The organism is Streptomyces sp. NBC_01445, assembly GCF_035918235.1.
Lineage (GTDB): Bacteria > Actinomycetota > Actinomycetes > Streptomycetales > Streptomycetaceae > Streptomyces.
Map to the genome: position 1 here is coordinate 7,905,092 of NZ_CP109485.1, position 25,773 is coordinate 7,930,864.

26 protein-coding genes are annotated in these 25,773 nt (G+C 69.1%); 24 read left to right on the forward strand and 2 right to left on the reverse strand.

Annotated features, from left to right (window positions below; all coding sequences use genetic code 11):
• Positions 1 to 55: 55 nt before the first annotated feature.
• Positions 56 to 961, forward strand: coding sequence for a tRNA (adenine-N1)-methyltransferase (locus OG574_RS35955; protein ID WP_100597125.1), 906 nt, complete (start codon positions 56 to 58; stop codon positions 959 to 961).
• 219 nt (positions 962 to 1,180) lie between these two features.
• Positions 1,181 to 1,759 (forward strand): hypothetical protein, encoded by a 579-nt coding sequence (locus OG574_RS35960; protein WP_100597124.1) that lies wholly within the window; start codon positions 1,181 to 1,183, stop codon positions 1,757 to 1,759.
• Positions 1,760 to 1,859: 100 nt separating this feature from the next.
• Here OG574_RS35960 and OG574_RS35965 read toward each other — a convergent pair whose 3' ends face one another.
• The gene (locus OG574_RS35965; protein WP_100597123.1) at positions 1,860 to 2,174 is read right to left on the reverse strand and encodes a ferredoxin; all 315 of its coding nucleotides are present in this window, start codon (positions 2,172 to 2,174) and stop codon (positions 1,860 to 1,862) included.
• A 254-nt stretch (positions 2,175 to 2,428) separates the two neighbouring features.
• Here OG574_RS35965 and arc point away from each other — a divergent pair, with 254 nt between their 5' ends.
• The 6 genes from arc (at position 2,429) to prcA (ending at position 8,459) form a co-directional block, all read left to right on the forward strand.
• Positions 2,429 to 4,195 (forward strand): proteasome ATPase, encoded by a 1,767-nt coding sequence (gene arc / locus OG574_RS35970; RefSeq protein ID WP_100597121.1) that lies wholly within the window; start codon positions 2,429 to 2,431, stop codon positions 4,193 to 4,195.
• Positions 4,196 to 4,473: 278 nt separating this feature from the next.
• The gene (gene dop / locus OG574_RS35975; protein WP_398377075.1) at positions 4,474 to 5,985 is read left to right on the forward strand and encodes a depupylase/deamidase Dop; all 1,512 of its coding nucleotides are present in this window, start codon (positions 4,474 to 4,476) and stop codon (positions 5,983 to 5,985) included.
• Positions 5,986 to 6,105: 120 nt separating this feature from the next.
• Entirely contained in the window at positions 6,106 to 6,324 is a 219-nt protein-coding gene (locus tag OG574_RS35980) for a ubiquitin-like protein Pup (protein WP_016325855.1), read from the forward strand.
• A gap of 262 nt (positions 6,325 to 6,586) precedes the next feature.
• Positions 6,587 to 6,844, forward strand: a complete 258-nt coding sequence (locus OG574_RS35985; RefSeq protein WP_326776602.1) for an endonuclease VII domain-containing protein — start codon at positions 6,587 to 6,589, stop codon at positions 6,842 to 6,844.
• Positions 6,796 to 7,638 carry a proteasome subunit beta gene (gene prcB / locus OG574_RS35990; RefSeq protein ID WP_326776603.1) on the forward strand — a complete coding sequence of 281 codons (843 nt, stop codon included), beginning with the start codon at positions 6,796 to 6,798 and terminating at the stop codon, positions 7,636 to 7,638. The genes OG574_RS35985 and prcB overlap by 49 nt, the downstream gene beginning before the upstream one ends.
• Positions 7,639 to 7,700: 62 nt before the next feature.
• A complete protein-coding gene (gene prcA, locus OG574_RS35995) occupies positions 7,701 to 8,459 on the forward strand; it encodes a proteasome subunit alpha (protein WP_326776604.1) in 759 nt (252 codons plus the stop codon).
• A 66-nt stretch (positions 8,460 to 8,525) separates the two neighbouring features.
• On the opposite strand, the gene OG574_RS36000 is transcribed toward prcA, so the two are convergent.
• On the reverse strand, positions 8,526 to 9,560 hold the full coding sequence (locus OG574_RS36000) for a LacI family DNA-binding transcriptional regulator (RefSeq protein WP_326776605.1): 1,035 nt from the start codon (positions 9,558 to 9,560) through the stop codon (positions 8,526 to 8,528).
• A gap of 124 nt (positions 9,561 to 9,684) precedes the next feature.
• Between OG574_RS36000 and OG574_RS36005 the strand changes: the two genes are divergently transcribed.
• The 16 genes from OG574_RS36005 (at position 9,685) to OG574_RS36080 (ending at position 25,752) form a co-directional block, all read left to right on the forward strand.
• The gene (locus tag OG574_RS36005; protein ID WP_326776606.1) at positions 9,685 to 10,944 is read left to right on the forward strand and encodes an MFS transporter; all 1,260 of its coding nucleotides are present in this window, start codon (positions 9,685 to 9,687) and stop codon (positions 10,942 to 10,944) included.
• A 9-nt stretch (positions 10,945 to 10,953) separates the two neighbouring features.
• The gene (gene pafA / locus OG574_RS36010) at positions 10,954 to 12,315 is read left to right on the forward strand and encodes a Pup--protein ligase (protein WP_100597114.1); all 1,362 of its coding nucleotides are present in this window, start codon (positions 10,954 to 10,956) and stop codon (positions 12,313 to 12,315) included.
• 136 nt (positions 12,316 to 12,451) lie between these two features.
• Positions 12,452 to 13,468, forward strand: coding sequence for an FKBP-type peptidyl-prolyl cis-trans isomerase (locus OG574_RS36015; RefSeq protein ID WP_326776607.1), 1,017 nt, complete (start codon positions 12,452 to 12,454; stop codon positions 13,466 to 13,468).
• 59 nt (positions 13,469 to 13,527) lie between these two features.
• Entirely contained in the window at positions 13,528 to 13,902 is a 375-nt protein-coding gene (locus OG574_RS36020) for an FKBP-type peptidyl-prolyl cis-trans isomerase (RefSeq protein ID WP_100597112.1), read from the forward strand.
• 227 nt (positions 13,903 to 14,129) lie between these two features.
• Positions 14,130 to 15,083 carry a helix-turn-helix transcriptional regulator gene (locus OG574_RS36025; RefSeq protein WP_326776608.1) on the forward strand — a complete coding sequence of 318 codons (954 nt, stop codon included), beginning with the start codon at positions 14,130 to 14,132 and terminating at the stop codon, positions 15,081 to 15,083.
• A gap of 15 nt (positions 15,084 to 15,098) precedes the next feature.
• On the forward strand, positions 15,099 to 16,055 hold the full coding sequence (locus tag OG574_RS36030) for a helix-turn-helix transcriptional regulator (protein ID WP_326776609.1): 957 nt from the start codon (positions 15,099 to 15,101) through the stop codon (positions 16,053 to 16,055).
• Positions 16,056 to 16,203: 148 nt separating this feature from the next.
• A complete protein-coding gene (locus OG574_RS36035; protein ID WP_199841987.1) occupies positions 16,204 to 16,449 on the forward strand; it encodes a hypothetical protein in 246 nt (81 codons plus the stop codon).
• A gap of 9 nt (positions 16,450 to 16,458) precedes the next feature.
• Positions 16,459 to 16,656, forward strand: a complete 198-nt coding sequence (locus OG574_RS36040) for a hypothetical protein (RefSeq protein ID WP_266566293.1) — start codon at positions 16,459 to 16,461, stop codon at positions 16,654 to 16,656.
• Positions 16,657 to 16,911: 255 nt separating this feature from the next.
• Positions 16,912 to 17,199: a Sec-independent protein translocase subunit TatA gene (tatA, locus tag OG574_RS36045; protein WP_326776610.1), complete on the forward strand. Its 288-nt coding sequence runs from the start codon at positions 16,912 to 16,914 to the stop codon at positions 17,197 to 17,199.
• A 50-nt stretch (positions 17,200 to 17,249) separates the two neighbouring features.
• A complete protein-coding gene (gene tatC, locus OG574_RS36050; RefSeq protein ID WP_100597106.1) occupies positions 17,250 to 18,194 on the forward strand; it encodes a twin-arginine translocase subunit TatC in 945 nt (314 codons plus the stop codon).
• 30 nt (positions 18,195 to 18,224) lie between these two features.
• On the forward strand, positions 18,225 to 19,115 hold the full coding sequence (locus tag OG574_RS36055) for a diacylglycerol kinase (RefSeq protein ID WP_326776611.1): 891 nt from the start codon (positions 18,225 to 18,227) through the stop codon (positions 19,113 to 19,115).
• Between the two features lie 138 nt (positions 19,116 to 19,253).
• A complete protein-coding gene (locus OG574_RS36060; protein WP_100597104.1) occupies positions 19,254 to 22,079 on the forward strand; it encodes a DEAD/DEAH box helicase in 2,826 nt (941 codons plus the stop codon).
• Positions 22,080 to 22,705: 626 nt separating this feature from the next.
• Positions 22,706 to 24,328, forward strand: a complete 1,623-nt coding sequence (locus tag OG574_RS36065; RefSeq protein WP_326776612.1) for a sensor histidine kinase — start codon at positions 22,706 to 22,708, stop codon at positions 24,326 to 24,328.
• Positions 24,325 to 24,732, forward strand: coding sequence for a roadblock/LC7 domain-containing protein (locus tag OG574_RS36070; RefSeq protein WP_100597102.1), 408 nt, complete (start codon positions 24,325 to 24,327; stop codon positions 24,730 to 24,732). The genes OG574_RS36065 and OG574_RS36070 overlap by 4 nt, the downstream gene beginning before the upstream one ends.
• Positions 24,729 to 25,139, forward strand: coding sequence for a DUF742 domain-containing protein (locus tag OG574_RS36075; protein WP_326776613.1), 411 nt, complete (start codon positions 24,729 to 24,731; stop codon positions 25,137 to 25,139). The genes OG574_RS36070 and OG574_RS36075 overlap by 4 nt, the downstream gene beginning before the upstream one ends.
• Positions 25,120 to 25,752 carry a GTP-binding protein gene (locus OG574_RS36080; RefSeq protein WP_326776614.1) on the forward strand — a complete coding sequence of 211 codons (633 nt, stop codon included), beginning with the start codon at positions 25,120 to 25,122 and terminating at the stop codon, positions 25,750 to 25,752. Before OG574_RS36075 ends, OG574_RS36080 begins: the two co-directional genes overlap by 20 nt.
• Positions 25,753 to 25,773 lie beyond the last annotated feature (21 nt).

A 25,773-nucleotide genomic window follows, 5' to 3' on the forward strand; every position in this document is an offset into this window, starting at 1 on the left:
CCGCACCCCCGCGCCCCTGGTCCGCGGGCCCCCAGCGGACCGGTAGGCTGGTCACATGTCCGAACCGACCGGTGCCGCCCGCCGACGCGGGCCCTTCAAGGTCGGGGACCAGGTACAGCTGACCGACCCCAAGGGCCGCCACTACACGTTCACGCTCGAGGCCGGGAAGAACTTCCACACCCACAAGGGTTCCTTCCCGCACGACGAGCTGATCGGCGCTCCCGAGGGCAGCGTTGTCCGCACCACCGGAAACGTCGCCTACCTCGCGCTGCGCCCCCTGCTCCCCGACTACGTCCTGTCCATGCCCCGCGGCGCCGCCGTGGTCTACCCCAAGGACGCGGGGCAGATCCTGGCCTTCGCCGACATCTTCCCCGGCGCACGCGTCGTCGAGGCAGGCGTCGGCTCCGGCTCGCTGAGCAGCTTCCTGCTGCGCGCCATCGGCGACGAGGGCATGCTGCACTCCTACGAGCGCCGCGAGGACTTCGCCGAGATCGCCACGCAGAACGTGGAGCGCTACTTCGGCGGCTCCCACCCCGCGTGGCAGCTCACCGTCGGCGACCTCCAGGACAACCTGAGCGACGCCGACGTGGACCGCGTCATCCTCGACATGCTCGCCCCCTGGGAGTGCCTCGAGGTCGTCTCCAAGGCCCTCGTCCCCGGCGGCATCCTCTGCTGCTACGTCGCCACCACCACCCAGCTCGCACGGACCGTCGAGTCCATCCGCGAGATCGGCTGCTTCAACGAGCCGACGTCCTGGGAGTCGATGATCCGCAACTGGCACGTCGAGGGCCTGGCCGTCCGGCCGGACCACCGCATGATCGGCCACACCGGCTTCCTCCTCACCGCCCGCCGCCTCGCGGACGGCGTCGAGCCGCCCATGCGCCGCCGCCGCCCCGCCAAGGGCGCGTACGGCGAGGACTACTCGGGCCCGAACGCCGACGGCGGCAACGCCGGACGCTGACCCGAACACCCGAGACAACGCACAGGCGCCGCCGTCGAGTTCCCCGCACACCCGGGGAACTCGACGGCGGCGCCCGTTCGTTGAGAAGCGGCGCGCACGATACGGCAAGGACACGTGAGGAAGCTGAGAATCAGCGGACCCTGACGTTCCCCCACGGTGTGAGGTATGGCACGATGCTGGCCACCCCCACCGGCACAGCCCTCACAGGAGATACTCCTAGTGCAGCACCCCGCCGTCCCGGAACTGGCGCACACCACCACCCGTCCCATCCACTGGCTCGCGACCGCCGCGGCCGTATCGGCCGTCGTCGCGGTCTCCTCGTTCCTGCAGCCCGGCGCGGCCACCGCGGCCCAGCCGGCGACGCAGTCCGTCGGCACCAGAACCACCGCCGCACCGCCCGACCCGGCCGCCGTCCACTTCCCGCTCGAGTGCGGCCCCGCCAAGATCCTCGTGGTGAAGAAGGCCACCGGGGACCTCGACGGTGACGGCAGGCCGGAAACCGTCGCCGTGGTCCGCTGCGACGCCGGCTCCGGCACCCCGCCGAACGGCGTCTACGTCCTCACCCAGCCCCACGAGGCCAACGCCGCGCCGCGCATCGTCGCCACCCTCGTCGACCCGAAGGACCGGCTCACCGCCGACGACGTAGCGGTACGCGACAAGGCCGTCACCGCCACGCTCCTCGGCTACTCCAGCGCCGCCGTCCCCAGTTGCTGCCCCGACACCCAGGACAAGGCCAAGTGGCAGTGGAAGGGCGACGCGTTCGTGCGCTCCACTCCCGCGGAGGCCCGCAGCATCTGACGCGCACCATACGAAAGGGGCCCGTGCCCGCCGGGAACGGCGGCACGGGCCCCTTTCGTTGGCCCTTCCCTACGTCGAGTGACGCCCAGGAACCTCGCGGTCACTCCGCGTCAGGACCGTAGACCTCCACCCTGTCCGAAACACGACGTACATGAATGCAGTCGCCCGGGCACTCCTTCGCGGAGTCCACGACATCGTTCAACAGCGGCAGCGGCACCGGGGTGGTGGCCCCCTGCGCCTGCAACAGCTCGTCCTCCGCGCCCTTCACATAGGCCAGTCCGTCGATGTCCAGCTCGAAGACCTCCGGCGCGTACTGCGCGCAGATCCCGTCGCCGGTGCAGAGGTCCTGGTCGATCCACACCTCAAGGGCGACACCGCTGTCGATGCCGGATCCGGCCTCCTGCTGCACGCTCATATCTCCTGCCGTTTCCTGCCTCGAACCGCCCCGCGTACCAGCAAGTCGGGCCAGCTCCGACGGGTGTTGAACACTTCGACCCTACAACCGCCCGCTTCCCAATCATGTTGGGTGGGTATTCCCCTGGCGTGAGGGAGAGCGCAAGGGTGAAGATCGGACACACCCCCATCGTCTTTTTGATCTAGGGGTTTCAATCGACACCCACCCAGGTAGGGTCTGGAAGCGTCCAGCTCCCCTTGGAGGAGGTGAGGACCGTGGCAGCCCACGACGACGACATGAACCGCGGCATCCGCCCGGGAAGAGGGTCCGACGACCCCGCCGGTCAGATTGCCTATCTTGAGCAGGAGATCGCCGTCCTGCGACGCAAGCTCGCCGACTCTCCGCGTCATACGAGGATTCTCGAGGAGCGGATCGTCGAGCTGCAGACCAACCTGGCCGGCGTGTCCGCACAGAACGAGCGGCTCGCCAACACGCTCAGGGAGGCCCGCGACCAGATCGTGGCCCTCAAGGAGGAAGTCGACCGGCTCGCACAGCCGCCGGCCGGCTTCGGAGTCTTCCTCGTGGCGAACGAGGACGGTACCGCCGACATCTTCACCGGCGGCCGCAAGCTCCGGGTGAACGTGAGCCCCAGCGTGGAGCTCGAAGAGCTCAGGCGCGGCCAGGAAGTGATGCTCAACGAAGCGCTCAACGTGGTCGAGGCCATGGAGTACGAGAGCGTCGGCGACATCGTCACCCTCAAGGAGATCCTCGAGGACGGCGAGCGCGCCCTGGTGGTGGGGCACACCGATGAAGAACGTGTGGTCCGGCTCGCCGAACCTCTCCTCGACATCAACATCCGCCCCGGCGACGCCCTCCTGCTCGAACCCCGATCCGGCTATGTCTACGAAGTCGTACCCAAGAGCGAAGTCGAAGAGCTCGTCCTCGAAGAGGTCCCGGACATCGGCTACGAGCAGATCGGCGGCCTGGGCAACCAGATCGAACTGATCCGCGACGCGGTCGAGCTCCCCTACCTCTACCCGGACCTGTTCAAGGAGCACGAGCTGCGGCCGCCCAAGGGCGTCCTGCTCTACGGGCCTCCCGGCTGCGGCAAGACCCTGATCGCCAAGGCAGTGGCCAACTCCCTTGCCAAGAAGGTCGCGGAAGTGACCGGACAGGCCACGGGCAAGAGCTTCTTCCTCAACATCAAGGGTCCCGAACTGCTCAACAAGTACGTCGGCGAGACCGAGCGGCAGATCCGCCTCGTCTTCCAGCGAGCGCGTGAGAAGGCCAGCGAGGGCACACCCGTCATCGTCTTCTTCGACGAGATGGAGTCCCTCTTCCGCACCCGCGGATCCGGCGTCAGCTCGGACGTGGAGAACACCATCGTCCCCCAGCTGCTCGCCGAGATCGACGGCGTGGAAGGTCTGGAGAACGTGGTCGTGATCGGCGCCTCCAACCGTGAGGACATGATCGACCCCGCGATCCTGCGGCCCGGACGACTCGACGTGAAGATCAAGATCGAGCGCCCGGACGCCGAAGCGGCCAAGGACATCTTCGCCAAGTACCTGACCGCCCGCCTCCCGCTGCACTCCGACGACCTCGGAGAGCACGGCGGCGACCGCGCCAGCACGGTCCACGGAATGATCCAGACCGCCGTGGAGCAGATGTACGCGGAAAGCGAGGAGAACCGCTTCCTCGAGGTCACGTACGCCAACGGCGACAAGGAAGTCCTGTACTTCAAGGACTTCAACTCGGGCGCCATGATCGAGAACATCGTCGGACGCGCCAAGAAGGCAGCCATCAAGGCCTTCCTCGAACACAACCAGAAGGGCCTCAGGGTCTCCCACCTCCTCCAGGCTTGCGTGGACGAGTTCAAGGAGAACGAGGACCTGCCGAACACCACGAACCCGGACGACTGGGCTCGCATCTCCGGTAAGAAGGGCGAACGGATCGTTTACATCCGTACGCTCGTCACCGGAAAGCAGGGCGCAGACACCGGCCGCTCCATCGACACGGTGGCGAACACCGGGCAGTACCTGTAAAAGGCAGGGCGGCTGCGGGTGCCTCTACCGGGTACCCGCAGCCAACTGTTTTCCAGGCAACAATTCCGGCCGACTTTCCGGTTTCCCGGCAACGGCCGACTCGCAGGCACAGCGACAGCAATGACGGTAATGATCTCCCCACCGGCGCATAGGCGTTCTAGGCTCTTCGGTACCGCCGAGTCGCGCAGCGCGGGGACGGGCACCGCACGCGCACTGGAGAACCAGCGGTACTTGAGCGCCGCCCCCGAACGGGGGCGCCGCCAGGCAAGGAGGGCCGCATGACCGTACGGCGAGTAATGGGCATCGAGACGGAGTACGGGATCTCCGTCCCCGGCCACCCCAACGCCAATGCCATGCTCACCTCATCCCAGATCGTCAACGCCTACGCGGCGGCGATGCACCGGGCGCGCCGCGCCCGCTGGGACTTCGAGGAGGAGAATCCGCTGCGCGACGCGCGAGGCTTCGACCTCGCCCGTGAGGTCGCCGACTCCAGCCAGCTCACCGACGAGGACATCGGCCTGGCCAATGTCATCCTCACCAACGGTGCCCGCCTGTACGTCGACCACGCACACCCCGAATACAGCGCCCCCGAGGTCACCAACCCGCGGGACGCCGTCCTGTGGGACAAGGCCGGCGAGCGCATCATGGCCGAGGCCGCCGAGCGCGCCGCCCAGCTCCCCGGCGCCCAGCCGATCCACCTCTACAAGAACAACACCGACAACAAGGGCGCCTCCTACGGCACGCACGAGAACTACCTGATGAAGCGGGAGACCCCCTTCTCGGACATCGTGCGCCACCTGACGCCCTTCTTCGTCTCCCGCCAGGTCGTCACCGGTGCAGGCCGCGTCGGCATCGGCCAGGACGGCCACGAGCACGGCTTCCAGCTCAGCCAGCGCGCGGACTACTTCGAGGTCGAGGTCGGCCTGGAGACGACCCTCAAGCGCCCCATCATCAACACCAGGGACGAGCCGCACGCCGACGCGGAGAAGTACCGCCGCCTGCACGTGATCATCGGCGACGCGAACCTCTCCGAGATCTCCACCTATCTCAAGCTGGGCACGACGGCCCTGGTCCTCTCCATGATCGAGGACGGCTTCATCGCCGTCGACCTGGCCGTGGACCAGCCCGTACGCACCCTCCACCAGGTCTCCCACGACCCCGGCCTGCAACACCTGGTCACCCTCCGCAGCGGCCGCACACTCACCGCGGTGCAACTCCAGATGGAGTACTTCGAGCTGGCCAGGAAGTACGTCGAGGAGCGCTACGGGGCGGACGCCGACGAGCAGACCAAGGACGTCCTGACCCGCTGGGAGGACGTACTCGGCCGCCTGGAGACCGACCCGATGAGCCTGGCCGGAGAGCTCGACTGGGTCGCCAAGCGGCAGCTCATGGAGGGCTACCGTCGCCGCGACAACCTCGACTGGGACGCCGCGCGGCTCCACCTCGTCGACCTGCAGTACGCCGACGTACGGGCCGAGAAGGGCCTGTACAACCGTCTCGTGGCCCGCGGCAGGATGAAGCGGCTCCTGGACGAGTCGGACGTCGAGAGGGCCCGTACGAAGCCGCCGGAGGACACCAGGGCGTACTTCCGCGGGCGCTGCCTCGAGCAGTACGCGGACGACGTCGCCGCGGCCTCCTGGGACTCGGTGATCTTCGATCTCCCCGGCCGCGACTCCCTGCAGCGCGTCCCAACCCTCGAACCCCTTCGCGGAACGCGTAATCACGTGAAGGAGCTGCTCGACCGGTGCCGCACGGCCGAAGATCTGGTCCGGGTGCTGTCCGGAGGCTGAAAAGCCGGCGGCAGGGGAATCACATGGGTGGGCCTCGCACGTTGGACGAACTGCGGGGCCGATGTCGGACCCGGATTGTAGGGTCTGATCAAGAACGTCGAACCGAGCGGGGTGAGGTAGATGGCGACCAAGGACACCGGCGGCGGACAGCAGAAGGCGACGCGTTCCACCGAGGAGGTCGAGGAGCAGGCGCAGGACGCGCAGGCTTCCGAGGACCTCAAGGAACGCCAGGAGAAGCTGAGTGACGACGTCGACTCGGTTCTTGACGAGATTGACGATGTACTCGAGGAGAACGCAGAGGACTTCGTTCGCTCCTTCGTTCAGAAAGGTGGCCAGTAGGCCACTCTTTCCTTCGATTCGAAGGCGAACGGGGTGGATGTGTGACGGAGGTGGGGAGTGCGAAGCGCTGCGTGCGGTGTGGTGAGGTCAAGCCGCGCGCGTGCTTCGCAGCCAAGCGGTCGAACCTCGATGGGCTGCAACAGCGTTGCCGCCGCACGGTGAATGGCATCAGTACAGCTCCTCCTCGGATGGTCTGGCGTCACGCTGCAAAGCCTGCAAGGCCATCCAAGACCGTGTAAGTCACCTGAAGACGCAATACGGCATGACCGAAGCCGAGCGTGACGAGATGATCGCCTCCCAGATGGGGATCTGCGTGATCTGTCTCAAGGCCCCCGCAGTTCATGTGGATCACTGCCACGAGACGGGTAGGGTCCGTGGCGTACTGTGCTTCAACTGCAATTCGGCCATCGGCAAGTTGGGAGATGATCCCGACGCCATCCGTCGGGCCGCCGCCTACGTGGAAGGAATCGCGTGGAAGCCAACACTCGTAGCACCGGGCGTCTACCAGCTGCCTTCCTGACGCCCGGGTCGTCGTCCTTCGTGGACTTTCTGGCCGTGCACCAGCCTGAAATCCTGCCCGGGAACCGCGCGTTGCCGGTGAAGGGCGCGATCGAGGCGCCGCACGGGACGACGATCGTGTCCGTCACGTTCCCCGGCGGTGTGGTCCTCGCCGGTGACCGTCGGGCCACCATGGGCAACATGATCGCTCAGCGCGACATCGAGAAGGTCTTTCCGGCGGACGAGTACTCGGCGGTGGGTATCGCCGGTACGGCCGGTCTGGCCGTGGAGATGGTGAAGCTCTTCCAGCTGGAGCTGGAGCACTTCGAGAAGGTGGAGGGCGCCCAGCTGTCGCTGGAGGGCAAGGCGAACCGGCTCTCGACCATGATCCGGTCGAACCTCGGCATGGCCATGCAGGGCCTGGCCGTGGTGCCGCTGTTCGCGGGGTACGACGTGGACCGCGGCAAGGGCCGCATCTTCTCGTACGACGTCACGGGCGGGCGGAGCGAGGAGCACGGGTACGCGTCGACGGGTTCCGGTTCGATCTTCGCGCGTGGGGCGATGAAGAAGCTCTACCGCGACGATCTGACGGAGTCGGAAGCGACGACGCTGGTCGTGCAGGCGCTCTACGACGCGGCGGACGACGACTCGGCGACGGGTGGTCCCGATGTGGCGCGCCGGATCTATCCGATCGTCACGGTGATCACGGACGACGGGTTCCGCAGGCTCACCGATGAGGAGGGTTCGGAGATCGCCCGTTCCATCCTGGAGCGCCGGCTGGAGCAGCCCGACGGCCCGCGGGCCGCGCTTCTCTGACTGGCCTGTATTCGCCGCAGACTTGAGTCACTGAGTCACTGACAGAAAGGGACGGTCAGCCGGTGTCGACGCCGTTCTATGTCTCACCCCAGCAGGCCATGGCCGACCGGGCGGAGTACGCCCGTAAGGGCATCGCCCGCGGTCGCAGCCTGGTTGTGCTGCAGTACGCCGATGGCATCGTGTTCGTCGGCGAGAACCCGTCCCGTGCGCTGCACAAGTTCAGCGAGATCTATGACCGGATCGGTTTCGCGGCCGCCGGTAAGTACAACGAGTACGAGAATCTGCGGATCGGCGGTGTGCGCTACGCCGACCTGCGGGGTTACACCTACGACCGCGACGATGTGACGGCGCGTGGCCTGGCGAATGTGTACGCGCAGACGCTGGGCACGATCTTCTCGAGCAGCGCCGAGAAGCCGTACGAGGTGGAGCTGGTGGTCGCCGAGGTCGGGTCCGAGCCCGAGGGTGACCAGATCTACCGTCTTCCGCACGACGGCTCGATCGTCGACGAGCACGGCTCGGTCGCGGTCGGGGGTAATGCGGAGCAGATCAGTACCTATCTGGATCAGCGCCATCGGGACGGGATGACTCTCGCGGAGGCGTTGAAGCTGGCGGTGCAGGCGCTGTCGCGGGACACCAGTGGCAGTGAGCGGGAGATCCCCGCGGAGCGGCTCGAGGTGGCGGTTCTTGACCGCACGCGCCCGCAGCAGCGGAAGTTCAAGCGCATTGTGGGGCCGCAGTTGTCGCGGCTGCTCGAGGCCGGTGCGGCGACGTCCGCGGAGCCGGTGGAGAGCAGTGACGCGGAGTCCGACGACGAGGAGTGAGCAGGGTTTCCTGCTGAAGTGTGCGGCGCCCCGATCGCAGTAGTGGTCGGGGCGCCGTTCGTTGTATCAGCGGGCGGGCGCGGCTGTGGAGCCGCGGACGACCAACTCGACGGGGAGTGCGGTGGTTTCCGGGGCACGGCCGTCCAGGACGGCGAGGAGCGCGGCCATGCCTCGCTCGCCGAAGAGTTCCGCGGGGAGTCGGACGGTGGTGAGTTCGGGTTCGACGGCGGTGGCGAGGGAGAGGTCGTCGAAGCCGGTGACGGAGAGGTCGTCGGGGATGCGCAGGCCCAGTGTGCGGGCGGCTTTGTAGGCGCCGGTGGCGAGTTTGTCGTCGTCGCAGACGATGGCGGTGGGGCGGGGGCCGGGGGCGGCGAGTGCGGCCTGTGCGGCGGTGCGGGCTGCCTCGACTGTCAGGTGTGAGTGCACGGTGTGGACGTGGGTGTCGGGGACGCGGGCGGTGCGGTCGGCGAGTTCGTGGGCGCGTACGTCGAAGGTCCAGGAGGGCACGGCGGACGCGAGGTGCAGGAACCGGCGGTGGCCGAGGGCGAGCAGATGGTCCGTCACCTGGCGCATTCCGTCGGCGATGTCGAGGTTGACGGTGGCGGCGCCGGTGGCGGCCGTGTCGTCGGGGTCACTGTCGAGCATGACGAGAGGGAGTCCGTCGCCGCGGATGGCGGTGACGGCGTCGGAGGCCATGGAGGAGGCGAGTACGCCGTCGAGGGCCGCGCGTGCGGAGTCGAAGGGGTCGCGGGCGGGGCCGATGCCTTCGGGGGAGGGGTAGAGCACGACGCCGAAGCCGTGCTGGGCTGCGACGCGGGCGGCGCCGGTGTAGACGCCGGCGAAGAATTCGTTGGTGAGGGCGGGGACCACGAGGAGGGCGGTGCGGGTGCGGCCGAGGCGGAGGTTGCGGGCGGCGAGGTTGGGGCGGTAGCCGAGGTCGCGGGCGGCGGTGCGGACGCGTTCGGCGGTGGCTTCGGCGACGCGGCCGCGCCATTTGTCGCCGAGCACGAGGGAGACGGCGGCCTGGGAGACTCCGGCGGCGCGGGCGACGTCGCGGCTGGTGGGGCGCGCGGGGGCCGTCTCGTCTGACCCGGTCGTCACTCATGCCTCCGTGGGGTGTGTGGCGGGGCCTTCGGGTGGACCCGTGGCCTGCGGACATGGTACGTATGACCCTCGAAGTTATACGTAAAACCTAGGGCGCCTCGGGGCGGCGAGAGGGCGGGCGATGGCCGCGGGATATGCGGAGATCCTCAAGGCGCGGCACGCGACGCGGCTGCTGGTGGGCACCCTGGTGGGGCGGCTGCCGAACGCGACGGCCGCCATCGCGATCGTGCTGTTCGTCCGCGCGGAGGGCGGCACGTACAGCCTGGCCGGGGCGCTCGCCGCGGTGTACGGCGTCGCCAACGCGGTGGGGCAGCCGCTGCTCGGCCGGCTCGTGGACCTGCGGGGCCAGCCGAGAGTGCAGCTCCCGGCGGCGCTGGCGTCGGCCCTCGCCATGACCGTCTTCGCCTTCGCCGGGACCGGATCACCGGCGCTCGCGTACGTCGCGGTGGCCGCGGCCGGACTGTTCACGCCGCCGCTCGAGGGCGGACTGCGCGCGCTGTGGCCGAATGTGCTGCCGCGCGAGGATCAGGTCCACACCGCGTACGCGATGGACGCCGTGGCGCAGGAAGTCATGTTCACCGTCGGGCCGTTGCTCGTCACTGTGTGCGTGTCCCTGTGGTCGGCGCAGGCCGCGCTCGTCGTCCTGAACGTCGTCGGTGTGCTCGGGGCGCTCTCGGTGGTGGTGTCGCAGCCGTCGCGCGCGTGGCGCTCGGCGCCGCGTGAGGCGCACTGGCTGGGCGCCCTGCGCTCGCCGGGACTCCTGGCGCTCCTCGGTGCGTTCCTGTTCATCGGGACGGCGCTGGGCTCGATCACGGTGGCGGGTGTCTCGTACGCGGACGGGCACGGCGGTGACGTGACGTACGGCTGGCTGATGGCGGCGCTCGGGCTGGGCGCGCTGGCCGGTGGCTCCGTGTACGGGGTGCGGCAGTGGGCCGGCGTCCCCGAGCGGCGGCTGCGGTGGCTGGTGGCCCTGCTGGCCCTCTTCTACGTGCCGCTGGTGCTGATGCCGGGCGTCGTGGCGATGACAGCGCTGACGGCGCTCGCGGGTGTGTTCCTCGCCCCGTCGATCGCGTGCGCGTTCATCATCGTGGACCGGCATGCGCCGCGGGGCACGGTGACGGAGGCGTTCTCGTGGCTCGTGACGACGTTCACGGTGGGTACGTCGGTCGGAACCGCCGTGGCCGGACCGGTCGTCGAGTGGGGCGGTACGGTGTGGGGCTTCGCCGTTCCCGGAGCGGCCGGGGTGGCCGCGCTGCTCGTGCTCCTCGCCACCGGACGGGTCCTCGCAGCTCCCCGTGGCGCCGGGCGTGTCGCGGGCTCATCGGAAAATGATCGAAACGGTGCTGTCGAACCCGGTTTCAGTACAGGGCATCAGGCGTAATGTTCACTCATGGACCGCCGCATTTTCGGGCTGGAGAACGAGTACGGCGTCACATGTACGTTTAGGGGACAGCGCCGCCTGTCTCCTGACGAGGTGGCGCGGTACCTCTTCCGCCGTGTCGTGTCATGGGGCCGCAGCAGCAATGTCTTTCTGCGGAACGGCGCCCGCCTCTATCTCGATGTCGGGTCACATCCGGAATACGCAACTCCTGAATGTGACAACGTGACCGAGTTGGTCACGCACGACAAAGCGGGCGAGCGCATTCTGGAAGGCCTGCTCGTCGACGCCGAACGCCGCCTGCACGAGGAGGGAATCGCGGGCGACGTCTATCTCTTCAAGAACAACACCGACTCGGCGGGAAACTCCTACGGCTGCCACGAGAACTATCTGGTGGCCCGTCACGGGGAGTTCTCGCGACTCGCGGACATCCTCATTCCGTTCCTGGTCACACGGCAACTGCTGTGTGGCGCGGGCAAGGTGCTGCAGACTCCGCGCGGTGCCGTGTACTGCGTGAGCCAGCGTGCCGAGCACATCTGGGAGGGCGTGTCCTCCGCGACCACGCGTTCCCGCCCCATCATCAACACCCGCGACGAACCGCACGCGGACGCCGAGCGCTACCGGCGCCTGCACGTCATCGTCGGCGACTCGAACATGTCCGAGACGACGATGCTCCTCAAGGTGGGCGCGACCGACCTCGTGCTCCGCATGATCGAGGCGGGCACGGTCATGCGTGACCTCACACTGGAGAACCCGATCCGGGCCATCCGCGAGGTCAGCCACGACATCACCGGTCAGCGCAAGGTGCGTCTGGCCAGTGGCCGCGAGGCATCCGCCCTCGAGGTGCAGCGCGAGTACTACGAGAAGGCCGTGGACTTCTGCGAGCGCCGCGGGATCCGCACCGGCACCGTTGAGCAGGTCCTCGAACTGTGGGGCCGCGTTCTCGACTCGATCGAGGCCGAGGACCTCGACCGGATCGGCACCGAGATCGACTGGGTGATGAAGTACAAGCTCATCGAGCGGTACCGGGCCAAGCACAACATGACCATGTCGCATCCGCGGGTCGCGCAGATAGACCTCGCGTATCACGACATCCACCGCCGCAGGGGCCTCTACTACCTTCTGGAGAGGAAGGGACAGGCGGCCCGCATCTGCAACGACCTCAAGATCTTCGAGGGCAAGTCGGTGCCACCGCAGACCACGCGCGCGAGGCTGCGGGGCGACTTCATCCGCAGGGCCCAGGAACAGCGCCGTGACTTCACGGTCGACTGGGTGCACCTGAAGCTGAACGACCAGGCGCAGCGGACGGTGCTGTGCAAGGACCCCTTCCGGTCGGTGGACGACCGGGTGGAGAAGCTGATCGCCGGAATGTAGGACGACCGTCGCCCCGGGGCCCCGTACATGATCCGTGTACGGGGCCCTTTGGTGCGTGTGCGGTACCCCGGGTGAGGGACGGGAGGGCCTACAGTGGCTGAACCGTACTCACGTAACCCGCAACCTGAGGATCACTGTGCGACGCCGACTTGCTGCTCTGCTCATCGTCCCGGCTCTGGCGCTGACCGCGACGGCGTGCGGGGGTGATGACAACAAGAAGAGCGACACGGACAAGGCGGATTCGGCGTCCGCCTCGCCCAAGGCCGAGGCGGCCGCGCCCAAGCCCGTCGACTCGGCGTCGCCCATGCCGCAGATCAGCGGCGACTTCGGCAAGCAGGCCACGATCACCGTGCCGAAGGCCGAGCCGAGCGGCAAGTTCGTCGTGCACACGCTGTCGCAGGGTGACGGCGCCGTGGTCAAGAAGGACGACCTGGTGTCGATGAACTTCACCGGCAAGGTCTGGAAGAGCGGCAAGGACCTCGGCAGCTCCTACCAGTCGGGCGGCAGCCCGCAGCTGATCACCGCGGGTTCGAAGTCCGTCATCCCGGCGTTCGCGGACGCCCTGGTCGGCCAGAAGGAGGGCAGCCGCGTCCTCGTCGTCGCGCCGCCCGCCGCCGGCTTCGGCAGCCAGGGCAACCAGCAGGCGGGCGTCACCGGCACCGACACGCTGGTCTTCGCGATCGACGTCGGCAAGGTCACCCCGAAGATGGTGACGGGCACGCAGGCGTCCATTCCGTCGAACCTGCCGCAGATCAAGGCCGACAAGCCGGAGCCCGCGACGATCTCCGTGCCGAAGAACGACCCGCCGAAGAAGCTGGTCGACAAGGTCCTGATCCAGGGCAAGGGCGCCGAGGTCAAGAGCGGCAAGACGGTCACCATGCAGTACAGCGGTGCCGCCTGGAAGATCAACGAGGGCAAGCCGAAGGCTACGCTCTTCGACTCGTCGTGGAACACCGGCCAGCCCTTCACCACGGTGATCGGCCAGGGCCAGGTCATCCCGGGCTGGGACAAGGGTCTCGTCGGCAAGCACGTGGGCGACCGCGTCCTCCTGGTGATCCCCGCCGACCAGGCGTACGGCAAGGAGGCCAAGGGCGACACGCTCCCGGCCAACTCGACGCTCGTGTTCGTCGTCGACATCCTGGCCACGTCCTGACCCTGCGGGATGCAAGACTGTCCGGGTTGCCCAACCGTTTAGCAGCAGGAGCAAGAGACGTGAGCATCGAGAAGCCCGAGATCGACTTCCCCGAGGGCCAGCCGCCGGCTGACCTGGAGATCAAGGAGATCTGGGAGGGTGACGGCGCTGTCGCCAAGGCCGGCGACTACGTCAAGGTCCACTACGTGGGCGTGGCCTTCTCCACCGGTGAGGAATTCGACGCCTCCTGGAACCGCGGCAACCCGCTGGAGTTCCAGCTCGGCGCCGGCCAGGTCATCACCGGCTGGGACAAGGGCATCCAGGGCATGAAGGTCGGCGGCCGCCGTCGGCTGACCATCCCCGCCCACCTCGCCTACGGCGAGCGCGGTGCCGGCGGCGGCGTGATCGCCCCCGGCGAGACGCTGATCTTCGTCTGCGACCTGGTCGCGGTCTGATCGTCACCGACGCGGTCGCACTCTGATCAGGCTGTGACCGCAAGCGGTCGACCGAGGGCCCATGCCTCCTGGCATGGGCCCTCTCGTCTGCCTCCACCGCCCTCAACCGAATCCCTTTGGGATGCACCCCTTGTCCTCGGCTTTTGCCACGACACCCCGGAGCGGTACGGTCGACGTTCGGATGGGGGAGAGCCAGGGGGCTCTCGAAGAGAGGACGTAGGGCGTCGATGGCCATTGCGAAGGCCGAGCGGCTGATGAATCTGGCGCTGTGTCTGCTCGGGACGGGACGCCCGCTCAGCAAGCGTGAGCTGCGCGGTTCCATCGAGGCCTACCTGGAAGCGGGCTCCGACGACAGCTTCAACCGGATGTTCGAGCGGGACAAGGACGACCTGCGCGAGCTCGGCCTGGTCATCGCGACCGTGGAGAGCCTCGACGGCGAGATCGGCTACCTCGCCCGCCGCGACAGCAACCGGCTGCCGCCCGTCACCCTCGACGCCGAGGAAGCCGCAGCGCTCGGCCTCGCCGCGAAGGTCTGGCAGCAGGCCCGCCTCGCCGGCGCCGCCAGCGGAGCCCTGCAGAAACTGCGGGCCGCGGGCCTGCCCGAGGACGTCGACCCTTACGAGGCGCACTCCGCCCTCGAACCACGCATCCCGGCGCACGAGGCGTCGTTCGAGCCGCTGATGCTGGCCTGCCGCGACCGCCGGCCCGTCGTCTTCGACTACCGCAAGGCCACCGCTGCGCGGCCCGAGCAGCGGCATGTCGAGCCGTGGGCGCTCGAATGCTGGCGCGGCCACTGGTATCTCGCCGGCTGGGACCGCGACCGCGGTGCCGAACGCGTCTTCCGGCTCTCCCGCATCACCGGCAAGGTCCGCTCCCGCGCCGGCCGTTTCACCGCAGACGTGCCCGACGTCGTGACCGTCCGCGAGACCGTCGCGAGCTGGGCCGGCGAGACCGCCGACCGCACGGCCCTCATCAGGTTGCGCTCCGGCTCCGGCTATCCGCTGCGCGCCAAGGCCTCGGCCGTACGCGATCTCGGCGACGGCTGGGACGAGCTGGAGATTCCATACGGGCACGGGCTCGACGCCTGGCTGGTCGAGTTCGGACCCGACGTGGTCGTCCTCGAACCCGCCGAGCTGCGGGCCGAGGTCGTCGACCGGCTGCGCGCCGTGGCCAAGGGCTGAGGGGAACGAGGACCAATGGCCACGAACGCCATCGACCAGACCCGGCGGATGCTGTCCCTCGTGACGTATCTGCGGGAGCGACCCGGAGCCCGTGTCGAGGATGTCGCCCGCGCCTTCGGGATCACCGAGGACGAGCTGATCTCGGACCTCGACATCCTGCCGCTGTGCGGGACGAGCTTCCGTGGGGGCGACCTCCTCGACATCGACACGGACGGCGACCGCATCTGGTGGCACAACCCGGACGATGTCGCCGCGCCGCTGAGGCTCGCCGCCGACGAGGCGACGGCGCTGCTCGTCGCCGCGCGCGCCGTGTCCACGCTGCCCGGCCTCAGGGAGAGCGACCGGCTCGCGCTCCTTCGGGCCACCGCGAAGCTGGAGGCCGCGGCCGGCGAGGCGGCCGGGGCGAGCGCCCGGCTCTCCGTGACCTTCGAGTCCGAAGGCGGCGTCTTCGCCGACGTCGACCGGGCCATCTCGGAGCGGCGCCGGCTGTGGATCCGCTACTACTCGCCGGCCCGTGACGAGCTCACCGAGCGGGAGATCGACCCCATCCGCCTGGTGAGCGTCGGCCACACCTACGTGGAGGCCTGGTGCCGGCGCTCCGAGGCGCGGCGCACCTTCCGCCTCGACCGGGTCGCCGAGATCCGGATCCTGGACGAGCCGTCCGCGCCGCCGCAGATCGAACTGCGGGACCTGTCCGAGGGGCTCGTGCAGCCCGCGGCCGAGGACCCCGAGGTCGTGGTCGAGGTCGGTCCTGGCGGACGCTGGGTCGCGGAGTACTACCCGCACGACAGCGCCGAGGAGTTGGCGGACGGCGGCCTGCGGATCACGCTGCGCACGCCGGACCCCTCCTCGCTGAAGCGGCTGGCGCTCCGGCTCGGCCGCGACGGGCGCATCGTGTCGCCGGTCGGGCTCGCCGAGAGTGCGCGGCAGGCCGCCGGGGAGGCGCTGGCCGCGTACGACGGGCAGGGGTAGGGCCGTTGGCCGCGGGCGGGGTCTGTGGCGACCCTCATGCGCGCGGTCCGGCGAGAAGGGTGGGCGTGCCGTTGACCGCGGTGCGGCCCGGGGGAGCCAGAAGTTCGAGAAGTTCTGACGAGTCTCCGAAGAGTCTGGGATGGTCGAAATGGGTGGATTGTCCGCGGTGGTGGGTCCGGTGCTGTTCAAGGCCGCCTGCCCCGACTGCCGTGAGCGCTTCGAACTCTCCGCTGGGGCCCTGCGCCTGGCGATCGGCGCCACCCGCCGCACCACGTTCTACTCGTTCACCTGTCCCGAGTGCGGCGCTTCCGTACGCAAGCCGGCCGGGGAGCGCATCATCGAACTCCTCACCGGTGGAGGGGTGAGCACGCTCCGCCTCCATCAGACCGTCTAGGCTCGGCGCATGTTCTGGGCGATGCTGGCGATTGCTGTGGGGTTCGTGGGACTCGCCGTGCTCGGCGTACTCGCGGTCAAGGTCTTTGTCGAGGCCCAGCGCCTCGGGCGCCAAGTCGCCGACACCACACAGCAGATCAACCGCGCGGCGGAGGACCTGGAGCGGGCGGCGACCAGCACGGCCCGCACGAGCCGCGAACTGCTGTAAGCCGCACCGCGTGTGACGTGCGCAACGGGATGGTAAGCGCTTTACCCGTGTGGCCTGTCCGGTTGTCGGGGCGGGCGGGTACGCTGCCAGACGCGGCCCGAAGAGCGAGGCGCGGCCCGCAACTGGGAGTACGCAGAGGGATTGCCCCCTGTTCACCCCCACGGGATACGATCGCTGCCAGCACGGTGGTCGGACATCAGTCCGACCTGTACCGGCAGCCCCGCCCCTGCCGCCTCGGTGAGAAGGTAAACGCATATGTTCGGAAAGATCGGCGCCCCTGAGATCATTCTGATCCTCGTCGTCATCGTCCTGCTGTTCGGCGCGAAGAAGCTTCCCGACATGGCGCGCTCGCTGGGCAAGTCGGCCCGCATCCTCAAGAGCGAGGCCAAGGCGATGAAGTCCGACGGTCAGCAGACCGCGCCCACGGACCCGCCGAAGAACGACGAGCAGCCCCCGGCTCAGCGCACCATCAAGGCCGCCCCCGGCGACGTGACCAACGCGCGCCCGGTCACCGAGCCGACCGACCAGACTTCGCAGCGCTGATCCCGGGCCGCCCCGCGAAGGCGGCCTGTCGCACGAGATGAGGACGTGGGTTGCTCAAGTCTGCCCGCAAGACGGAGAAGGATCCCGAGGGGCGGATGCCGCTCGCGGAACACCTGCGTGAGCTTCGCAACCGGCTCACGAAGGCTCTGCTGGCCATCGTCGTCGTCACGATCGTCGCCGCCTTCTTCTACAAGGACATCATCGAGTTCTTCACCAACCCGGTGCTCGACTCGGTGGGCTGCAAGTCGAGCTTCGCCGAGCTCGCCGAGCAGGCGAACAAGGGACAGCACGACGAGACGTGCGCGCGGATCGTGCTCAACGGCCTGCTGACGCCGTTCACGCTCGCGCTGAAGATCTCGCTGATGGCGGGTGTCGTCCTCGCGTCGCCGGTCTGGCTCTACCAGCTGTGGGGCTTCGTCGCGCCGGGCCTGCACCGGCACGAGAAGAAGTACGCGACCGCCTTTGTCGCGACCGGCTTCCCGCTGTTCCTGTGCGGCGCCTTCTTCGCGTACAAGACCCTCCCCACGATGGCGAGGGTGTTGCTCGACTTCTCGCCCGGCGGTGTCGACAACCAGCTGCCGCTGGACGATCTGCTCGACCTGATCACACGCATGGTGGTCGTCTTCGGGCTCTCATTCGAGCTGCCGCTGCTCCTCGTGATGCTCAACCTCACCGGGGTGATCACGGGCAAGCGGATGATCGGCTGGTGGCGCGGCATGATCATGGGCATCACGGTCTTCGCGGCCGTGGCCACGCCCAGCACCGACCCGCTGAGCATGTTGGCGCTCGCCGGACCCATCTGGGTCCTGTACTTCGCGGCCGCCGGTTTCTCCCTGCTCAACGACCGCCGCAAGGCCAGGGACCGCGAAGACCTCGACGACGACGAGGCCTCGAACGTGGACCTCACGCCCGAGCCCGTCTCGGCCAGCCGCGCGCTGCCCGAGCAGGCGAGCTCGGACCATGACCGGGTCAACGGTTATGACGACGTGACCTGACAGGGCGGCACGATCTTGTAAGGTCCGCCCGTGACCAGCGAGATCACCCTCTTCGTCAATCCCACCGCCGGACGCGGCCGGGGCGCCCAGGCGGCGCAGCCGGCCGCTTCCGCGTTGCGGGCGGCCGGCTTCTCCGTGCGTACGGTCGTGGGGGAGGACGCCGATGATGCCCTCACACGCGCCCGTGCCGCGGTCCGCGACGGCACCGGAGCGCTCATTGCCGTCGGCGGTGACGGCATGGCCAACCTCGCGCTTCAGGCCGTCGCGGGCACCCGCACCCCGCTCGGCGTGATCGCCGTCGGCACCGGCAACGACTTCGCCCGCTCCCTCGGACTGCCCGTACGGGACCCGGCTGCCGCAGGCGCCCTCATGGCCGACGCCCTCAAGGGCGCGCGGATCCGCGAACTCGACCTGGGGCGGGCCGGCGGCCACTGGTTCGGCACCGTCCTGGCCTCGGGTTTCGACTCCCGGGTCAACGACCGGGGCAACCGGATGCGCTGGCCCGGCGGCCGCTTCAAGTACGACCTCGCGATCCTCGCCGAGCTCGCCGCGTTCAAGCCCATCCCGTATCGGATCACCCTGGACGACGGCCCCGCGCTGGAGGTCGAGGCCACGCTCGTCGCCGTGGGCAACGGGACGTCGTACGGGGGTGGCATGAAGATCTGTGCCGGCGCCGACATGACCGACGGGCTCTTCGACATCACGGTCGTCGGGGACTGCTCGCGGACGACGCTGCTCAAGGTCTTCCCGCGCGTCTACAAGGGGACTCACCTCGACCACCCCGTGGTCACCGTCCACCGCGCGAAGAAGGTCGAGCTGGCTGCCGAGGGGATCACCGGCTACGCCGACGGGGAGCCGCTCGGAAGCCTGCCCCTGACCGCCGAGTGCGTGCCGCAGGCCGTCCGGGTCATAGGGCCCTGACCCCCTGAGATCTTGGGGCCCGGACCCCTGAGATCATGGCGCCCCGACCCCGCAAATCATGGGCCCCCTGCCCTGGAAGGGGCCGATCACAATAAAGATCGTCCGTTGTCAGTGGTGGCCGGTAGTCTCGAAAGCACGATGACAGAGGACCTCTCACCGGCCGAGCGGTACGCGGCAGCACGTAAGCGCGCTGCCGAGCAGGCCACCGCGCTCGCCGACTTCCGCGAGATGTACGACTTCGGCCTCGACCCCTTCCAGATCGAGGCGTGTCAGGCTCTCGAGACGGGCAAGGGCGTCCTGGTGGCCGCGCCCACCGGCTCCGGCAAGACGATCGTCGGCGAATTCGCCGTCCACCTGGCCCTCCAGCAGGGCAAGAAGTGCTTCTACACGACACCCATCAAGGCGCTGTCGAACCAGAAGTACGCCGACCTCGCCAAGCGGTACGGCGCCGACAAGGTCGGCCTGCTGACCGGCGACAACAGCGTGAACGCGGACGCTCCGGTGGTCGTCATGACCACCGAGGTCCTGAGGAACATGCTGTACGCGGGCTCGCAGACCCTCCTCGGCCTCGGCTACGTGGTCATGGACGAGGTGCACTACCTCTCCGACCGCTTCCGCGGCGCCGTCTGGGAAGAGGTGATCATCCACCTCCCGGAGTCCGTCACCCTGGTCTCCCTCTCGGCGACGGTGTCGAACGCGGAGGAGTTCGGCGACTGGCTCGACACCGTGCGCGGCGACACCGAAGTGATCGTCTCCGAGCACCGGCCCGTGCCCCTGTTCCAGCACGTGCTCGCCGGGCGCCGGATGTACGACCTCTTCGAGGAGGGCGAGGGCCGCAAGAAGGCCGTCAACCCGGATCTGACGCGCATGGCCCGCATGGAGGCCAGCCGTTCGTACAACCCGCGCGACCGCCGCAAGGGCAAGATGGTGCGCGAGGCGGACCGCGAGCGCGAGCGCAGACAGCGCTCCCGGATCTGGACGCCCGGCCGCCCCGAGGTCATCGAGCGCCTCGACAGCGAGGGGCTGCTGCCCGCGATCACGTTCATCTTCAGCCGCGCCGCCTGCGAGGCCGCCGTACAGCAGTGCCTGTACGCGGGCCTGCGGCTCAACGACGAAGAGGCCCGCGCCCGCGTCCGCGAGATCGTGGAGGAGCGCACGGCCGCGATCCCCGACGAGGACCTGCACGTCCTCGGCTACTTCGAGTGGCTCGAAGGCCTGGAGCGCGGCATCGCCGCCCACCACGCGGGCATGCTGCCGACGTTCAAGGAGGTCGTCGAGGAGCTCTTCGTACGGGGCCTCGTGAAGGCCGTCTTCGCGACGGAGACCCTCGCCCTCGGCATCAACATGCCGGCCAGGTCCGTCATCCTGGAGAAGCTCGTCAAGTGGAACGGCGAGCAGCACGCCGACATCACACCCGGCGAGTACACCCAGCTCACCGGCCGGGCCGGCCGGCGCGGCATCGACGTCGAGGGCCACGCGGTCGTCCTGTGGCAGCGCGGCTTCAGCCCCGAGCACCTGGCGGGACTCGCGGGCACGCGCACGTACCCGCTGCGCTCCAGCTTCAAGCCGTCGTACAACATGGCGGTGAATCTGGTCGAGCAGTTCGGCCGGCACCGCTCGCGCGAGCTGCTCGAGACGTCCTTCGCGCAGTTCCAGGCCGACAAGTCGGTCGTCGGGATCTCCCGCCAGGTCCAGCGCAATGAGGAGGGCCTGGACGGCTACAAGGCCTCCATGACCTGCCACTTGGGGGACTTCGAGGAGTACGCGCGGCTGCGCCGCGAGCTCAAGGACCGCGAGACGGACCTCGCCAAGCAGGGGGCGGCCCAGCGGCGCGCCGCGGCGGCCGCCGCCCTGGAGAAGCTCAAGCCGGGCGACGTCATCCACGTCCCCTCCGGCAAGTTCGCCGGCCTCGCCCTCGTACTCGACCCCGGCATCCCGGCCGGCCGGTCGAACGGACACCGTGGCTTCGAGCAGCACGACGGCCCGCGCCCGCTGGTCCTGACCGCCGAACGCCAGGTCAAGCGGCTCGCGTCGATCGACTTCCCGGTGCCCGTCGAGGCGCTGGAGCGGATGCGGATCCCCAAGTCGTTCAACGCGCGTTCGCCCCAGTCGCGGCGGGACCTCGCGTCCGCGCTGCGCACCAAGGCCGGCCACATCGTGCCCGACCGGCACCGCAAGAACCGCGCGGCGGCGGCCGACGACCGGGAGATCACGCGGCTGCGCGCCGAGCTGCGCGCCCACCCCTGTCACGGCTGCGACGAGCGCGAGGACCACGCCCGCTGGGCCGAGCGCTACTACCGCCTGCGGCGTGACACGCAGCAGTTGGAGCGCCGCATCGAGGGCCGGACGAACACCATCGCCCGCACCTTCGACCGCATCGTGGCCCTGCTGACCGAGATGGACTATCTGCGCGGCGACGAGGTCACGCAGAACGGCAAGCGCCTCGCGCGCCTGTACGGCGAACTCGACCTGCTCGCCAGCGAGTGCCTGCGCGACGGGATCTGGGAAGGCCTCAGCCCGGCCGAACTGGCCGCGTGCGTCTCGGCGTTGGTGTTCGAGGCCCGCGCCGCCGACGACGCGCTCGCACCCAAGCTGCCGTCCGGCAAGGCCAAGGCGGCGCTCGGCGAGATGGTCCGCATCTGGGGCCGGCTCGACGCCCTGGAGGAAGAGTTCAAGATCAGCCAGACCGAGGGCGTCGGCCAGCGCGAACCCGATCTGGGCTTCGCCTGGGCCGCGCACCAGTGGGCGTCCGGCAAGGGGCTCGACGAGGTCCTGCGCGAGGCGGACATGCCTGCCGGTGACTTCGTGCGCTGGTGCAAGCAGGTCATCGACGTGCTCGGCCAGATCTCGGCCGCGGCGCCGGCCGTCTCCGGCGCGGGGGGCGGGGACACGGTCGCCAAGAACGCCCGCAAGGCGGTGGACGCGTTGCGGCGCGGCGTGGTGGCGTACTCGTCCGTCGGGTAGGTGGGCGGCCGCTTGTGGCCGGTCGGCCGGTGTCCCCGCGTCCCTGACGGATGCGGGGACACCGGCCGCCGTGCTGCGTGCCGCCGAACTCAAGGACAGCCACGCGCAGTTGCAACCGCCATCGACCAGGTCCTGCGCTCGCCGGGGGTGAACTCTCCCCTCGTACCGATCTGCTCTCCGGCGTGACCGAAGGCGTCATTCTCGTGCACCGCCGCGATCCCGAACGCTCCGTACCGGTCGCCGCCCCGGTCCTCGCTGCGGCGACTGCGCACCGGCCCCGCGCATCGCGGGCCTCTGACCTCACACACGTCACGCGCCGAAGGCCCAACAGCCCCGCCGTGACGGGGATTTCGCACGGGCGGACGTGATCACTCCATGTGTGCGAACCGCCGCTGAGCGTGCAAATGGAGCCGAGTCTATTCCTCCCGTCCGGCCATTTCAGGTGCTTGCGGAATATGACACAGCGGTGATTCCACCGGACTAAGCTCGCCCGCAGCGCACCGAGTTGGCACATATTCGTGCGTTTGTTCCCAATCTTGCAGATGGTTCCAGTTCATCCCCACGCGTACGTCAGCACGTATCCCGTAACGCATATTTCCCCCGATCCGACCGTTCAGAGGGCATACATGGTGAGTGTTCAATCGCCTCCCGGTGGCCGAGAAATCCCCTACACACGCGTGCTGTTGCTGCCCGCCGTGGCCATGGCCGCGGCGACCGGAGCCGCCGTCGCGGTGGTGGCGCAGCCCGCGCGGCTCGCCGTCGCCCTGTGCGGCGGCCTCGCCACGCTTCTGCTGATCCTGGTGGCCGCCGAGGCGGTACGCCGCGGTCGCACGATCAAGTGGGAGCGCGCCCAGTCCGCCCGGCACGTCGAGCACCTGGAACGCAGCCTCGCCGCCCGTGACGACGAGGCCCAGTGGATGGCCAGGTATCTGCTGCCCGAGTCCCTGTACCGGCTGCGCTCCGGCGACACGGCCTCCGAGGCCGTCAAGGTCGTGGTCGAGGTCGACCCCGCGCACGCCCAACTCCCCGACGCGCAGCGCAGGTTGATGGCCGAGGTGCTCAGCGTCATCGACCGCGAGGAGAACATGCGCGACGCCGCGCAGCGCGCCTTCGTCTCCATCGCGCGCCGCGTCCAGTCCATCGTGCACAAGCAGAACGCCGAACTGCGCGAGATGGAGGAGGACCACGGCCGCAATCCCGAGGTCTTCGACGACCTCCTGCGCATCGACCACGGCACCGCGCTGATCGGCCGCCTCGCCGACTCCATCACCGTCCTCGGCGGCGCCCGCCCCGGCCGCCAGTGGCCCCGGCCCGTGCCGCTCTACAGCGTGCTGCGCGGCGCCATGTCGCGCATCCTCGAATACCCCCGCATCGAGCTGCACTCGATCGCCAAGATCGCCATCCGCGGCATCTCCGTCGAGCCGCTCATCCACGCGCTGGCCGAACTCATGGACAACGCGACGCGCTACTCGCCGCCCCAGACCAAGGTGCACGTCACCGCGGTCGAGGTGCAGACCGGCATCGCCATCGAGATCGAGGACGGCGGCGTCAGCCTCAGCGAGGAGGCCCGCGGCCGCGCCGAGGAGATGCTCGCCCGCGCCAAGGCCGGTATCGACCTCAACGACCTCGGCGAGAACCCCCGCCTCGGCATGGCCGTCGTCGGCCGGCTCTCGCAGATGTACGACATGCAGATCGCGCTGCGCCAGTCCGCGTACGGCGGTGTCCGCGCCGTTCTCATCGTGCCGCGGATCATGGTGACGAGCGACGCCGCGCCCGGTCTCGCCCACGGCATCGGCGCCTCCGGTGTGCCTCGCGTCAACAACGACGGCGAGCCCATCGTGGAGGAGCCCCGTAAGAAGAAGCTGCGCCGCCCCACCACGGGCCCCCGCCCCTCCGCGCCGCTGGTGGCCGCCATGGAGGACGACGTCCCCGTCGTCACCGAGTGGCGCGCCAACGGACTGCCGCAGCGCCGCAGGAAGGTCGACACGAAGGTCATCGACCAGCAGATCATCGTGACGCCCAGGGCGCCCGAGAACGGCAGCGGGGCGGCGCCCCGTGCGGACCAGCCCCCGCAGTGGACGCCCATCCCGGTGCCGGCCTCCGAGGCCGAACCCGAGAAGCCGGACCAGCCCGAACCGGGCCTGTGGGTCGAGGCGTTCATGAACGGGCTCAAGGGTGACGGGCAGGGCGACGCGTCGGGCGAGACCGGCGAGACCAATCAGCAGGTCGACGAGGGAGACCGCCAGTGATCCAGCAAAGGGCAAACTTCGACTGGATGCTCAAGGAGCTCGCCGACGGCGTGCCCCAGACACGGCAGGTCGTGGTGCTCTCCGCTGACGGCCTGCGCATCGCCCGCTACGGCGGAGACCCCGACGCCGCCGACCGCATCGCCGCCGCCTGCGCCGGACTCCAGAGCCTCGCCACCGCCGTGGCCAGCGAGATCCCGGACAGCGACGGCCGGATGAGCATGGTCATCATCGAGGTCAGCGGAGGGTTCTTCTACCTCATGGCCGCGGGCAAGGGCGCGTACCTCGCGGTCCTCGCCGACGCCCACGTGGACGCCGGACTCATCAGCAACCGCATGCGCGACCTCGTCGTACGCATCGGTGCGCACCTCACCAGTCCGCCCCGGCGCAACGGGCAGACCGTATGACACACCCCCCGCAACCCTCCCGAGCGCAGCCGCAGCCGCAGCCGCCGCAGCGCGAGCGCCGCGGGCCGGACGGCAAGGGCGCCAACCCCGAACGCCTGTACACCATCACGGGCGGCAGCGAGGGGGCCGAGCGCGCGCCGCTCGACCTGGTCACCCTGATCATCGCGCGCGCCGACCCCCCGCCCGCTGCGCCGCCCGAGCAGGCAGCCCTGTTACGGCTGTGCAAGTCACCCCTGTCCACGGCCGAGATCTCGGCCTACCTCAGTCTGCCGTTCAGCGTGGTCACCGTGCTGCTCGGCGAACTCCTCGCGGCTGAACTGGTTCAGGCGCGCGCCCCTGTCATCCGCGGCGCCGTCGCCGACCGTTCCCTCCTCGAAGCGGTGATGCATGGACTTCAAAAGCTCTGACACGCTCCGGGACGGACCCCGCATTCCGGGGCCCCGGAGGGAGGACCACCTGCCCGACACGGTCTCGGCCGCCGTGAAGGTCGTCATCGTCGGCGGATTCGGCGTGGGCAAGACCACGATGGTGGGATCCGTCAGCGAGATCAGGCCGCTCACCACCGAAGAGACCATGACCCAGGCGGGCATCGGAGTCGACGACAACTACGGCTCCGAGACGAAGACCGCCACCACGGTCGCCATGGACTTCGGACGCATCAGCATCACGGACGAGCTGGTGCTCTACCTCTTCGGCACCCCGGGCCAGGAGCGCTTCTGGTTCCTGTGGAACGGCCTGTTCGAGGGCGCACTCGGCGCCGTCGTGCTCATCGACACCCGCCGCCTCGAAGTCAGCTTCGACGTGATCGGGCGCCTGGAGGAGCGCGGCGTGCCGTTCGTCATCGCCAACAACGCCTTCCCCGACGGCCCGCGCTACCCCGCCGAAGAACTGCGCCAGGCCCTCGACCTCGACCCGGACGTCCCGATCCTCGAGTGCGACGCCCGGCGCCGTGCCTCCAGCCGGGACGTCCTGATGACGCTGATGCGCTATCTGCACGAACTGGCGCTCACCCGCGTCTGACCCGGCCGGTGCCGGCCCTCT

Coding starts and splice junctions, on each gene's coding strand:
- OG574_RS35955 (WP_100597125.1), top strand. CDS start 56: ATGTCCGAACCGACCGGTGCCGCCCGCCGACGCGGGCCCTTCAAGGTC.
- OG574_RS35965 (WP_100597123.1), bottom strand. CDS start 2,174: ATGAGCGTGCAGCAGGAGGCCGGATCCGGCATCGACAGCGGTGTCGCC.
- dop (WP_398377075.1), top strand. CDS start 4,474: ATGACCGTACGGCGAGTAATGGGCATCGAGACGGAGTACGGGATCTCC.
- OG574_RS35980 (WP_016325855.1), top strand. CDS start 6,106: ATGGCGACCAAGGACACCGGCGGCGGACAGCAGAAGGCGACGCGTTCC.
- OG574_RS35985 (WP_326776602.1), top strand. CDS start 6,587: ATGACCGAAGCCGAGCGTGACGAGATGATCGCCTCCCAGATGGGGATC.
- OG574_RS36005 (WP_326776606.1), top strand. CDS start 9,685: ATGGCCGCGGGATATGCGGAGATCCTCAAGGCGCGGCACGCGACGCGG.
- pafA (WP_100597114.1), top strand. CDS start 10,954: ATGGACCGCCGCATTTTCGGGCTGGAGAACGAGTACGGCGTCACATGT.
- OG574_RS36025 (WP_326776608.1), top strand. CDS start 14,130: ATGGCCATTGCGAAGGCCGAGCGGCTGATGAATCTGGCGCTGTGTCTG.
- OG574_RS36030 (WP_326776609.1), top strand. CDS start 15,099: ATGGCCACGAACGCCATCGACCAGACCCGGCGGATGCTGTCCCTCGTG.
- OG574_RS36035 (WP_199841987.1), top strand. CDS start 16,204: ATGGGTGGATTGTCCGCGGTGGTGGGTCCGGTGCTGTTCAAGGCCGCC.
- OG574_RS36040 (WP_266566293.1), top strand. CDS start 16,459: ATGTTCTGGGCGATGCTGGCGATTGCTGTGGGGTTCGTGGGACTCGCC.
- tatA (WP_326776610.1), top strand. CDS start 16,912: ATGTTCGGAAAGATCGGCGCCCCTGAGATCATTCTGATCCTCGTCGTC.
- OG574_RS36060 (WP_100597104.1), top strand. CDS start 19,254: ATGACAGAGGACCTCTCACCGGCCGAGCGGTACGCGGCAGCACGTAAG.
- OG574_RS36065 (WP_326776612.1), top strand. CDS start 22,706: ATGGTGAGTGTTCAATCGCCTCCCGGTGGCCGAGAAATCCCCTACACA.
- OG574_RS36075 (WP_326776613.1), top strand. CDS start 24,729: ATGACACACCCCCCGCAACCCTCCCGAGCGCAGCCGCAGCCGCAGCCG.
- OG574_RS36080 (WP_326776614.1), top strand. CDS start 25,120: ATGGACTTCAAAAGCTCTGACACGCTCCGGGACGGACCCCGCATTCCG.